Genomic DNA, 12,424 nt, shown 5'->3' on the forward strand with positions numbered 1-12,424 from the left:
TACTTTTAATTTAAAGTAGACGGTTATTCTACGTTATGGTTTTGAAATACTTCTTGTTAAAGTGTATGTTTGCTGTTTATTGTAGTTTGTTGTCCATAGTGTTTGGAGAAAAGATAATACGCTGTATGGGATGTAAAGAAGTAATAAACCAATTGCGACAACTATAGGTGCATTTCCACCAAATTGAACGATAAATTGTAAGAGTCCGTTTACGTGAAAAACACATTCCATAAAAACAAATGAAAGAATAATGGAACTTAGAATAGATTTATGATTGGAAGTAAGCGCCATAAATAACGTATCAACAAGGAAAGCTGAATTTTTTATTTCGTATTCATTTGTATTATTTAAGAAAGGAAGCCATTTTTTTATTGCTTGCATAACGATTATCATGGAAGTACTACATACGATGATAAAAGATGAGAAGAAAGGAACCTTTATGAATTTCGCGATGTAGAGTAGTAGCAATAGTACTGAACATTGTAATATTACAGTACTAAAAGAATATGGTATCCAGCGTAATAAAGAAATGCACTTTCTTACTGATCTCGGTGTTTTTAAAAATAGATGACCGATCCCTAAACTAATAAAGAAACCGATTACAAGAGTGAATGTGAAACGAACGATTGATAAAAAATATATTTCCCATATGTAGGGGAATAGTGGTGACGAATGGCTAGAAGTATGTATCATATTTTGTGTATTTATAATCTGATTTGCTGAGAAAAGGATAGGTTCATGCATCCAATCGATTCTTGGAATTGAAATAGAAGAAAGTTGTGCAAAGTTATGAAAAATGCTAATAAATCCAGTTGTGTAAGAGTAATTATGTGTAATTAATAATGCTGGAATAGGACTTATGACAAAAATAATAAAAACACCAACTATAAATTTACATATATGTGAGCGCAATAAGGACATATAATCACCTACTCTTAGAATATTCAGAAAATTCTTATTCTTATTTTAGCTTTTTTCAGGGGAAGTTACAATATATTTTTCTCGAAGTAAGTTAGGGAGAATATACTATACTGAGATTATCCCGCTTTAACGGGCAGTAAGACTCCACCTCAAAATTCGGCGAATGCTAGAAGTTAGGTGGGGAGATCAACTGTCCGTAAAAGCCCGATTGGTGAAGGCTAATAATAAGTGGGGTGGAAAAATCCCCACTTATTAAAGTTTCACTTTAAACAAGTGTATGATTAATGAATAAATTATGACGAAAAAATGAATAATTTTCAGAAAAATAAAATAATATATTTATTTTTTTCTGAAAATATAATATAGTTATGGCACAGAAAGTATTTTAGCATAAGGAGGCTTTTTTATGAGGATTAAAGGGAATTATGTGCCAAAGAAGGAAGTTTTGTTCTGCTCAAGTTCAATTGCGATAGGGGAAGCGCTGGAGCATTTAAATAAAACGGGGTATCGTTGTGTACCAGTTTTAGATGAAAAAAAAGAGAAGTTTTTAGGGAATGTATACAAAGTAGATATTTTAGAATATAAAGGTTCACTTGAAGATAATGTATTACAATTATTGAACGATAAGAATGGGTACGTGAGAGAAGACTCTTCCTTCTTTAAAGTATTTTTTACAATTAAAAAACTACCGTATTTATCAGTAGTTGATGAAAAAGGGGTCTTCCTTGGTATTTTAACTCATAAAAAAGTTTTTGAACTATTAGAAGATGCATGGGGAGTCCATTCTAGTAAATATTCTGTCATGATTGGAACACAAGATTATAATGGGGCCATTCAAAAATTATCGACAGTGCTAAAGAAATACACTGGTATTCAAAGCTTAATGACTTTTGATAATGATGCTTTATTAGTACGTAGAATTATGTTTACATTGGGAGAAGAGTTTGAAGATAGTGAATTAGAAACATTGCTAAAGGATTTAGAAGATCACGGATTTAGAGTTGTATATGTTGAAGAGATGAAGAATCCACGTGAAGTTGAAACGATAGACTAAAAAGTAAAAGCCATCTTATTTTTTGATGGCTTTCACTTTTTTTCACATAAAAATATTCAAATATAATAAAATATAAAAATTGTAAATTTCTAAAAAAAATTTGTGTAATAGAATAAATAAAGGAGGTATGTGTGGATAATTTTGATTTTCAAAAAATTCTATTTAAAAATATGTTTTTATTTTTCAACCAAATATGTTACTATATGTGTGATAAAAACAAAGAGGTCTGACAACTAAACTCCACGTTATAACACTCTAATGTCTTAAATATTCAAAAAAATCAAAATTTATTATTTAGAGTAATAAAAAGGGGAATGGAGAAATTATGGAGAAAGACACTGCTTTGTAAGGGGCATATTTATCATCTTGAGCAGAGAGGAGGATGCATAGCATATTGTGAGAATAGAGAAAAACAATGAAAAAGTGCTATGCAAATGAAAAGTATGAAGGGACGTTTAAGGCCAGGTGATACGGTAGCAATTGGTTTAATGTTATTTGCATTATTTTTAGGAGCAGGAAATTTAATTTTCCCGCCAGTTTTAGGTCAACAGGCAGGAGAGAATGTTTGGATTGCTACAATTGGATTCCTTGTAACGGGAGTCGGATTACCCCTATTAGCTGTAACAGCTGTCGCGTTTGTAGAGGGGGACTTGAAAGCGCTATCTTCTAGAGTTCACCCTATATTTGCGTTTATATTTCCACTCATTAGTTATTTAGCAATTGGACCATTCTTCGCGATCCCGCGGACTGGAGCCGTTTCGTTTGAGATGGGTATGAAACCATTTTTATCAGATGCAATGGTTTCAGAGTGGTACATGCTATTTCTTTACACTGTAGTCTTCTTTGGAATTACGTGGTATTTATCATTAAATCCATCTAAATTAGTGGATTGGTTCGGGAAATTTCTTACCCCATTATTAGTATTAATTGTTGCTGTTATTGTTGGAAAGGCAATAATTGATCCGATCGGAGAACCAGCTGCGCCGTTAGCTGCTTACAAAGAAAATGCTTTCTTTGGTGGATTTATTCAAGGATATTTAACGATGGATGCAATAAGTGCTCTCGTATTTGGAATTGTTGTTGTGCAGGTTATTCGCTCTAAAGGGATAAAAGAGAGTAGTCAAATTGCAAAAATAACTGTTGTATCAGGGATTATTGCTGTACTTGGTTTAACGTTAATCTATTTATCACTTGCTTATCTTGGTTCAACAAGTACATCACTTGGTGTCTCAGAAAACGGTGGTCTTATTTTAACGAATGTTGTAAATGAGTTATATGGGACGAGCGGTAAGATTTTATTAGCACTTGTAATTACACTTGCATGTTTAACAACTTCTGTTGGATTAACATCTGCGTGTGCAGGGTTCTTTTCAAACTTATTCCCGAAATTTTCACATAAAACGATTGTAACGTTAGTATGTGGATTTAGTTTAATTGTATCGAATCTAGGATTAACACAATTAATTACAGTCACTTTACCAGTGTTAATGATTATTTATCCAGTTGCAATTGTATTAATCGTTCTTTCGTATTTCCATAAGTGGATAGGAAAGCGTAATACAATTTATATTGGAGCAATACTTGGTGCCTTGTCCGTTAGCTTATTTAATGGTTTAGAAAGTGCGAATATTAAAATTGACGCGATTTCTAATGTGCTACAAATGTTACCTTTATATAAAGAAGGAATAGGGTGGTTAGTCCCAGCGTGTATTGGTGGGGTGCTCGGTTTCTTCTTTTATAAATCAAATGAATCAAGTGAAATGCAAAAGAAAGGTGCTTAGGCGCCTTTCTTTTTTTTGAAGGGAATTTTTGTATTTTGTCTAAGTAATAAGTTGGGAGGAATGATAAAATGGCTAATTTTGAAGATTTTTTAACTTTAGATTTACGAATTGGAACTGTAACACATGCAGAGGAATTTAAAGAAGCGAGAGTTCCAGCGATTAAATTAGAAATTGATTTTGGGGAGCTTGGGATAAAACAATCAAGTGCTCAAATTACGAAGAGATACAATCCAGAAGATTTAGTCGGTCAACAAATCGTTGGGATTGTAAACTTTCCGCCAAAGCGTGTAGCTGGATTTAAATCGGAAGTTCTTGTACTAGGCGGTGTTCCTGAAGCTGACGATGTTGTTTTACTTCAGCCTAATATGGAACTACCGAATGGAACGAAAATTAGTTAGTGTGAAGGTAGGTGTTAATTTGGATATCGGACGAGAATATTTAAAATGTGCAATTTCGAATTTTAAAGCAATACAAAACCAAGGAGAACGAGTACTTTCTCAATTATCTTATGAACAGATAATGTGGTCTTCTCATAAGGAGACAAATAGTATTGCGATTATTATTAAGCATTTACATGGTAATATGCGTTCAAGATGGACGGATTTTTTAACGTCTGATGGTGAAAAAACAGATCGTAATCGAGATGGTGAATTTGAAGGCGGCTACAATTCAAAGCAAGAAGCTCTTGCTGCGTGGCAAGAAGGGTGGGATTATGTTTTTCAAGCTTTGGATAATTTAACGCCAGATAAGATTTTGCAGAAAGTATACATTCGCGGAGAAGAGCACACTGTAATGCAAGCGATCGAAAGGCAAATTTCTCATTATGCTTTACATATTGGACAAATCATTTACATTGGTAAAATGTTAAAAGAAAATGATTGGGAATGTTTAAGTATTCCAAGAGATCAGTCTACCCGTTATTTAGAGAAAAAACGTTCAACGTAATAATATGAAAGAAACCGATATAAAATAGGAAGCAAAAAAATAAGCCAAATAATAGTGGGTTCTGTGAACATAAGAATGCTGCCTACAATAAGCCCATATGTAATAAGAAAGAAACTCAAAAGTGTATTCATAGGGATAAAACACGAGGCGAACAGTTGTTGCTGTTTAAAACAACTGTTGTGAAATAAATAAAAACGGAAGTACCGTGTAGTGGTAATGATATCTTTCTTTCGTGCAATTCTTTTTTTGCATGTATGACAGATGAATGGTGGCCGCATTTCGCTACACTCCATTTCTGGAATTCATTAGTTGCATAATAATTTGAGAAAAAATTAAGTACAAAGTGTATACCCCTATATACGCTCCTGCAAGCAGAAAAAGTGGATTTAGTAAAATTCCATGAATGCTTGTCATGAAAACTAAATTTTGTATTAAAACATCATATATATTAATAGAAATAATTGTCCCGAGTACATACAGTGCTAAGTATGCGAAAATATGTAGCGTAATACGAATTTTAGGATGTAAAGCAAGTAAATAAAAAGTAATTGATAGAGCGATTGGTAATGCTCCTATTATTAGCTTCAATTCATTTCACCTCATTAACAATATAGCCGGAATTTAAGCGGTCTATTCTCTAGAGCTTGTACATAACTTGAAATAGAGAGGGTGATAGTATGAATCGAGGCTTTTTTTATGTGAAATTAACAAGTGTACGCAAGTTAATTTTATTTGTTATTACTACGGTATTAGCGACTTTTTTTCTTATTAGTGTAATGGTAACTTCCATGAAAGAGACGAAGTCAACGTATTTATATAATTGGTTAAATGAGTTATCAATGAATGGTTACATGTACGTTATTGGGAAAGAGAATCATTATTTTACACAGGAGTACCGGAATTTGAATCAAGACTTTTCTATTTCTTCATTCCTTTTTTCGATGGCTACGAATATTCGTTTTGATGATGTACGTAGTTTTGTCGGGAAAGAACTTCCAGGATTTGGGAAGTATGATACAGAAATCGTTATAGCAGGTGAAGGAACAAATTACTCCAACTTACCGATAGAGTCGAGTGTTCCTCTTGAAGAAGTAGTGAAGGAACGGACTGGAGACGCTGGACAAGTTCCTAAGCCTGATCCGAATAAAGAGAAGAATCAACCATCTCAAACGACGGGAAAAAGACAAGTTGCATTGATTTATCATTCACACAGCTGGGAATCTTATTTGCCGTTACTCAACTTAACGAATGATCCAAATCCAAATAAAGCAACGAGTTCTGTAACGAATATTTCAATAGTTGGCGATCGATTGCGTGAACAGTTAGAAAGTGAAGGGATCGGTGCTACTAACGATAAAACTGATGTTGGTCAAAAATTAATAAGTAAAGGATTAAACAGTAATAGTTCTTATAAACTGTCACGAGAAATTGTACAAGAAGCGATGGCTGGTAATAAAGAACTCCAATATTTTTTCGATTTGCACCGTGATAGTGCACGGAAAAATGTCACGACAAAAACAATTGGAGATAAATCATATGCAAAGCTTGCTTTTGTAATTGGGAAAGGAAATAAAAATTATGAAAAGAACTTACAGTTAGCAACAGCTCTTCATGAGGAAATTAATAAGAAATACCCAGGAGTGAGCCGTGGTGTAATTCAAAAAGGGTTCCAAACAGGAAATGGAGTCTATAATCAAGACTTATCAGGACAGGCGATTTTAATTGAAGTTGGTGGCGTAGATAATACAGAGGAAGAATTAAATAGATCGATTGATGTTCTTGCTAAAGCATTTGGAGGCTATTTTTGGCAAGCTGAAAAAGTGAATGGATAAAGTGAAACTTTAATCAGTGGGAGTCTTACTGTCCGCAAATAGTGAGAAAAACGTAAGCGGAAAGCTTACGTTTTTTGTTTGGACATAAGTTATGGTTAGAAAGAAATGTCACATAATAGACATAATTAACTATTATTATAGTAATATCGAAATTTGTCTATTTTTAGTAAGGAATTTAGAAAGGGTTTTTTCAGAATAGTAGAGAAAATCTTTTTACAAGGAAAATTTTTAACTAACAGAATAGGTAGGGGATCAAGGTGATACGAGAGATTAGAGTAGAAGATGCAGCATCATTTTTACAATTGAGTAAGCAATTAGACGAAGAAACGAAATTTATGTTATACGAACCAGGAGAAAGAAAAACTACAGTAGATCAACAAGAAAAGATGGTCCACCGTTTTATAGAAAATGAATATGGGACAATATTTGTAGCAGTTGAAGAAGAGAGAATAGTAGGGTTTATTTTAGTTAATGGAAATAATATTCAAAGAAAGAGACATGTGGCAGGCATTGTAATTGGTATTTTGCAAGAGTATAGTGGCCGAGGTATTGGAACGAGTTTGTTTAAAGAAGTAGAGAAGTGGGCAAGATTACATGATGTATGGCGTTTAGAATTAACGGTAATGGCCCACAATACAAGAGCTCAGGCACTATATAGCAAAATTGGATTTGAACAAGAAGGTGTCAAAAAATCTGCTCTTATCATCGATGGAAAAGGTGTCGATGAGTATGAAATGGCCAAATTATTAAAATAAGAGGTCGTTATATGAAAAAAAGATGGGCACTACTTGGTATCGTAGCAATGTTACTGATTATTGGAGTAGCAGGTATCAATTATAAACTGTACAAGGATCAAGAGGCGCGAGAAGTGAACGTAAACAATATATTTCCGAAAGCTAAAGAAACGATTGCTAATATGGACGGGGATATTGCCGTGATTAGTAATCCAAATTCGATGCTTGTACTTGTAAATAAAAGTAGGCGTTTACCAGACGGATATAAGCCGCAAGATTTGGTTATTCCGAAAGTACGTTACTCTAGTGAAGGTGATCAAGAAAAGAAAAAGATGAGGAAAGAGGCAGCGCTGGCGCTGGAGGAAATGTTTCAGCAAGCTGATAAGGAGCGGATTTTCCTTTTTGCAGTCTCTGGATTTCGGTCATTTGATCGACAAAAAGCATTAAATACGATGTATAAAAGGCAAGATGGAGAAGCGAAAACAGCGATGTCTAGTGCGGTTCCTGGTACGAGTGAACACCAAACAGGACTAGCTATGGACATTACATCTCAATCTGCTAAATTTCAGTTAGAAACTGTTTTTGGGGAGACGAAAGAAGGAAAGTGGCTTTCTGAAAATGCCCATAAGTTCGGTTTTGTTATTCGATATACAAAAGAGAAAGAAGGGATTACCGGTTATCGATATGAACCGTGGCACGTACGATATTTGGGGAATCCGCAAGCTACATATTTATATGAAAACCAACTGACGCTTGAAGAAGTAACGCAGTAGTGAATTGAGGGGAGAGGGCTAAGATGACGATGTTATATAAGAAAAAGGTACATGCATATATTACGAGAGAAAAAGAAGGGGTTATGCAACTACTCGTTTTTAAACATCGTGATATACGAGAGGCTGGTATCCAAGTGCCAGGTGGGACAGTAGATGAAGGAGAAACGTTAGAGGCAGCAATTTTACGTGAAGTGCAAGAAGAGTCAGGACTACGCCATTTTTGTATCGAGCGCTTCCTTTCTGATTACATTATTTATATGAAAGAAAAAAAGGAATATCAAAAACGTCATTTTTTCCACATTTCATTATTAACAAATGTGAAAGATACGTGGGAACATATAGTAAGTGCTGGTGAGGAAGACAAAGGTTTAGTATTTTGTTATGAGTGGGTTGATATTAATAAATGCCCTGAATTAGCAGGTAAACAAGGCGAGTTTTTACATTTGCTAGAAGAGGTATATGTAAAATGATAAAAAGAGTCTGAGGCGATATGGAATTCGTTTCAGACTCTTTTTATTTCTCTGGAAATTAAAGGTTTTTTAACTGGTAAGTTGAAGTCCTTTAAAGGGATTGTAGTTGTTTATGCGAGGAGCGGAGAAAATGAAAAAGTAATAGATACACGTCATCAATAAAAGGGCTTATAAAAGGAGAATGAAAATGGAAATCCAGTTTAATACATTATTGCAAAAAGAATTAACAATTCATGATATCCAAACTGCGATGGAGGATGGGAAGTTAACTTCAAAAGAATTAGTTATGTATTATCTTCATAGAATCGCAAAATATGACCAAGATGGTCCGAAACTCAATTCTATTTTAGAAATCAACCCAGATGCTATCTTTATTGCAGAAGCATTAGATCATGAAAGAAAGACAAAAGGTGTAAGGGGTCTATTACATGGTATACCGGTTTTACTTAAGGATAATATTGAAACGAATGACTCAATGCATACAAGTGCAGGTACAATTGCCTTAGAACAAAATATAAGTAGTGAAGATGCATTTCTCGTAAAAAAACTGCGAGGAGCAGGAGCGGTGATAATAGGAAAAACAAATATGACAGAGTTAGCAAACGGAATGTCTTTTGAAATGTGGGCTGGATATAGCGCTAGGGGCGGTCAAACAATAAATCCTTACGGAACAGGAAAAGATGATATGTTTGTTGGAGGATCGAGTACAGGGTCTGCCGTTGCAGTTGCTGCTAACTTTACTGTATTATCCGTTGGAACAGAGACAGATGCTTCTATTTTGAGCCCAGCTGTTCAAAACTCGGTTGTAGGTATTAAACCGACTGTTGGTTTAATTAGCCGTAGAGGAATTATTCCGTTCACATATTCTCAAGATACAGCCGGTCCGTTTGCTAGAACGGTAACAGATGCAGCTATTTTACTAGGGAGTCTAACTGGGGTGGATGAGAAGGATGTAGCTACTCATAAAAGTGAAGGAATGGCATATCAAGATTATACACCTTACCTCGATGCTAACGGTTTGAAGGGGGCAAAGATTGGTGTATTTAGCAATGCGCCAAAAGATTATTATGAATCTGGAGAATACGATGAAAAATTGTTTAAGGAAACGATTCAAGTTTTACGTAGTAAGGGAGCGACAATAGTAGAAGATATTGATATTCCATCTTTTCATAGAGAATGGAGCTGGGGAGTTCCGCTTTATGAACTGAAGCATAGCTTAGATAACTATCTTTCTAAATTACCTTCTACCACTCCAGTACATTCTATGTTGGAATTAATAGAGTTTAATGAAAATATAGCAGAAAGAGCTTTGAAATATGGACAAACTAAGTTAGAGAGAAGAACAGATTTTCCTAACACGTTAAGAAATCCTGAATATTTAAACGCAAGATTAGAAGATATATATTTTTCTCAAGGACAAGGTATTGATTTTGCTTTGGAAAAATATAAACTTGATGCGATTCTGTTCCCATCCTATATAGGATCCACTATATGTGCAAAAGCAGGTTATCCATCTATAGCGATGCCTGCGGGGTATATGGATAATGGGAGGCCTTTTGGAATTACTCTTGCAAGTGCTGCTTTTAGTGAAGGGACATTAATTAAACTAGCATATGCTTTTGAACAAGCGACAAAACATAGGGAAATTCCCAAATTGTCATGAATAGAATAAACAAAGAGGACAGGAATTCCTGTCCTTTTTATTTTATTGATTAAAGTGAAATATCTTTCTGCTCCGTCTTATGATATTTTAATAAGCTAAAGGATAAACAAGCAGAACATAAAATAAGAAAAGAAGCGATGATATAAATAGTACGAACACCGAAAATATCAGTAATAATTCCAACGCTAAGCATAGAAAGGCCAGAAACTGTCGAGAGAAGTGCACCGTGGGCTGTATACATCTTTGATAATAATGAAGGAGAGACACTTGATTGAAGAACTGTTGTTTGAGAAATATCTCTAATTTGATAACATGGTCCCATTAGAATGCAAAGAAATAGAGCGATAAATGCGTTGCTTGTAACACCATATAGAAACGTAAGGATGCTAAACATAAGAGAGCCTAACGCCATGGAGCGTATTAAATTGTTTTGAATGTATGAACTCATTCTCCACGCTATTAGACCACCAATTAATGTACCGACATAGTAACTTGTATTAATATATCCCCACCATTCTTCACCTTTATGTAGAATAGTCGTTTCAAATCAATAATGCTTTTTAATTATAATTATTATAATCTGTGGGTTATATTTTTGAAAGAATTAAATTTTTTGTCATTTTTTGAAAGGGATTTTCATGTATAATGAAGAATATATTGATATAGTATTTTATTAATACTTGTTGTAACAGCGAATATGTATAATAGCTTGTAGCAAAACGCCCTTCTATGAGAAAGGGCGGATAAACCATTCTTTTCTTCATATACATATAGAAAATGAGAAAGAAAGTGAGGGTTGCATATGGCTGGTTGGGTAATTTGGTTTATAATAGCTGGTATTTTATTTATCGCGGAAATGTTGTCGATTACGTTTTACATGCTTTGGCTTGGAATTGGAGCTGTTGTCGGAGGTCTTATTGCTTTGTTTGCTCCTGATGCATTATTTTTACAAGTTGTTATTGGTGGGATTGTAAGTTTAACATTGACGTTCTTTACGAAAAGAATTTCAAAAAACTTTCGAGAAGCAAAAGGTTTTACTGATACAGTGGATATGCTTGTCGGTAAAAAAGGAATCGTTATGCAAGCGATTACAAGAGAAGCGAACGGTATTGTGAAGGTGGATGGAGATACTTGGACAGCTATTGCAGATACTCCTATTGATGCTGGAGAAAAAGTCGTTGTTATAAAGAGGCATAGTACTATTTTACAAGTGAAAAAGGAGAGTGAATAAATATGGTAGTAGCATTAACGTTAACGATTATTTTTGCACTAATTGTTGTTACATTTATCGCATTGACAATAAAAATTATTCCTCAGCAAAAAGTTGGGGTCATTGAAAGGTTTGGTAAATTTCAACGCATTATGCACCCAGGGTTAAATATATTAATCCCGATTGTAGATCGTGTTCGTGTATATCACGATTTACGTATTCAACAAACGAATGTACCACCGCAAAAAGTAATTACGAAAGATAATGTACAAGTAGAAATTGATACAATTATTTTCTATCAAATTGTGGAACCAGAACTTGCAACATACGGTATTTCAAATTATGAATATGGTGTGCGTAACATTACTTCTGCAACGATGCGTCAAATTATTGGTAAAATGGAACTTGATGAAACGTTATCTGGTCGTGAAAAAATTTCAACAGAAATTCGCTTAGCGCTTGATGAAGCAACAGAAAAATGGGGCGTTCGTATTGAACGTGTTGAAGTAGTAGATATTAACCCGCCAAAAGATGTGCAAGCATCAATGGAAAAACAAATGAAAGCAGAACGTAATAAACGTGCGATTATTTTAGAAGCGGAAGCTGCAAAACAAGATAAAGTCCTGCGTGCTGAAGGGGAAAAGCAAAGTAAAATTTTAATGGCTGAAGGGGATAAAGAAGCACGTATTCGAGAAGCTGAAGGTTTAAAAGAAGCAAAAGAATTAGAAGCGCAGGGGGAAGCAAGAGCGATTGAGGAAATCGCAAGAGCAGAACAAAATCGAATTGAATTGCTACGTGAAGCGAATTTAGATGAGCGTATACTTGCTTACAAATCATTTGAATCATTGATTGAGGTTGCGAAAGGACCAGCAAATAAAGTCTTTATTCCGTCTAATGCAATTGAAACACTTGGTACTCTTGGTGCAATTGGGGAAATTTTCAAAGAAAAACAAGCGAAGAAATTACCTTCGTCAGATACAGAAAAATAATTATAAGAGTGAGGAAGGGAAATGGGATGCCATTTCTCTTTTTTGTGCGTAT

Annotated in this window: 14 protein-coding genes and 1 pseudogene; 11 read left to right on the plus strand and 4 right to left on the minus strand. The window is 34.5% G+C overall.

The window, feature by feature from the left end; genetic code table 11:
- Nucleotides 1-33 precede the first annotated feature (33 nt).
- Nucleotides 34-921, minus strand: coding sequence for a hypothetical protein (locus tag QUF93_RS12155; protein WP_289358926.1), 888 nt, complete (start codon nucleotides 919-921; stop codon nucleotides 34-36).
- 406 nt (nucleotides 922-1,327) lie between these two features.
- On the opposite strand from QUF93_RS12155, the gene cbpA reads away from it, so the two are divergent.
- From cbpA to QUF93_RS12175, 4 genes are all read left to right on the plus strand, one after another.
- Nucleotides 1,328-1,975, plus strand: a complete 648-nt coding sequence (cbpA, locus tag QUF93_RS12160; protein ID WP_289358927.1) for a cyclic di-AMP binding protein CbpA — start codon at nucleotides 1,328-1,330, stop codon at nucleotides 1,973-1,975.
- A 443-nt stretch (nucleotides 1,976-2,418) separates the two neighbouring features.
- On the plus strand, nucleotides 2,419-3,756 hold the full coding sequence (brnQ4, locus tag QUF93_RS12165; protein WP_087946858.1) for a branched-chain amino acid transport system II carrier protein BrnQ4: 1,338 nt from the start codon (nucleotides 2,419-2,421) through the stop codon (nucleotides 3,754-3,756).
- Between the two features lie 68 nt (nucleotides 3,757-3,824).
- Nucleotides 3,825-4,154, plus strand: coding sequence for a chaperone CsaA (csaA, locus tag QUF93_RS12170; RefSeq protein WP_289358928.1), 330 nt, complete (start codon nucleotides 3,825-3,827; stop codon nucleotides 4,152-4,154).
- The gene (locus tag QUF93_RS12175; protein WP_289358929.1) at nucleotides 4,135-4,701 is read left to right on the plus strand and encodes a DUF1572 domain-containing protein; all 567 of its coding nucleotides are present in this window, start codon (nucleotides 4,135-4,137) and stop codon (nucleotides 4,699-4,701) included. Before csaA ends, QUF93_RS12175 begins: the two co-directional genes overlap by 20 nt.
- Here the strand turns inward: QUF93_RS12175 and QUF93_RS12180 are convergent.
- Together QUF93_RS12180 and QUF93_RS12185 are read right to left on the minus strand one after the other, a co-directional pair.
- A complete protein-coding gene (locus QUF93_RS12180) occupies nucleotides 4,674-4,979 on the minus strand; it encodes a permease (RefSeq protein WP_289358930.1) in 306 nt (101 codons plus the stop codon). The two genes, QUF93_RS12175 and QUF93_RS12180, sit on opposite strands and share 28 nt — an antisense overlap.
- A gap of 4 nt (nucleotides 4,980-4,983) precedes the next feature.
- Nucleotides 4,984-5,289 (minus strand): hypothetical protein, encoded by a 306-nt coding sequence (locus tag QUF93_RS12185; protein WP_289358932.1) that lies wholly within the window; start codon nucleotides 5,287-5,289, stop codon nucleotides 4,984-4,986.
- An 89-nt stretch (nucleotides 5,290-5,378) separates the two neighbouring features.
- Between QUF93_RS12185 and spoIIP the strand changes: the two genes are divergently transcribed.
- From spoIIP to QUF93_RS12210, 5 genes are all read left to right on the plus strand, one after another.
- Nucleotides 5,379-6,533, plus strand: coding sequence for a stage II sporulation protein SpoIIP (gene spoIIP / locus QUF93_RS12190; RefSeq protein ID WP_289375329.1), 1,155 nt, complete (start codon nucleotides 5,379-5,381; stop codon nucleotides 6,531-6,533).
- A 257-nt stretch (nucleotides 6,534-6,790) separates the two neighbouring features.
- Nucleotides 6,791-7,288: a GNAT family N-acetyltransferase gene (locus QUF93_RS12195; RefSeq protein ID WP_289358934.1), complete on the plus strand. Its 498-nt coding sequence runs from the start codon at nucleotides 6,791-6,793 to the stop codon at nucleotides 7,286-7,288.
- A gap of 11 nt (nucleotides 7,289-7,299) precedes the next feature.
- The gene (locus tag QUF93_RS12200) at nucleotides 7,300-8,040 is read left to right on the plus strand and encodes a M15 family metallopeptidase (protein ID WP_002118625.1); all 741 of its coding nucleotides are present in this window, start codon (nucleotides 7,300-7,302) and stop codon (nucleotides 8,038-8,040) included.
- Nucleotides 8,041-8,063: 23 nt separating this feature from the next.
- Entirely contained in the window at nucleotides 8,064-8,510 is a 447-nt protein-coding gene (locus QUF93_RS12205) for an NUDIX hydrolase (protein ID WP_002118628.1), read from the plus strand.
- Between the two features lie 187 nt (nucleotides 8,511-8,697).
- Nucleotides 8,698-10,173 (plus strand): amidase family protein, encoded by a 1,476-nt coding sequence (locus QUF93_RS12210; protein ID WP_289358935.1) that lies wholly within the window; start codon nucleotides 8,698-8,700, stop codon nucleotides 10,171-10,173.
- Nucleotides 10,174-10,222: 49 nt separating this feature from the next.
- On the opposite strand, the pseudogene QUF93_RS12215 reads toward QUF93_RS12210, so the two are convergent.
- Nucleotides 10,223-10,720 (minus strand): annotated as a pseudogene (locus QUF93_RS12215) (MFS transporter); the annotation flags it as partial.
- 255 nt (nucleotides 10,721-10,975) lie between these two features.
- Between QUF93_RS12215 and QUF93_RS12220 the strand changes: the two are divergent.
- Both QUF93_RS12220 and QUF93_RS12225 read left to right on the plus strand, forming a co-directional pair.
- Entirely contained in the window at nucleotides 10,976-11,404 is a 429-nt protein-coding gene (locus QUF93_RS12220) for an NfeD family protein (protein ID WP_289358936.1), read from the plus strand.
- Nucleotides 11,405-11,406: 2 nt separating this feature from the next.
- A complete protein-coding gene (locus QUF93_RS12225; protein WP_289358937.1) occupies nucleotides 11,407-12,372 on the plus strand; it encodes an SPFH domain-containing protein in 966 nt (321 codons plus the stop codon).
- Nucleotides 12,373-12,424: the final 52 nt, after the last annotated feature.

It is taken from the genome of Bacillus hominis, assembly GCF_030348325.1.
Taxonomy (GTDB): domain Bacteria; phylum Bacillota; class Bacilli; order Bacillales; family Bacillaceae_G; genus Bacillus_A; species Bacillus_A hominis.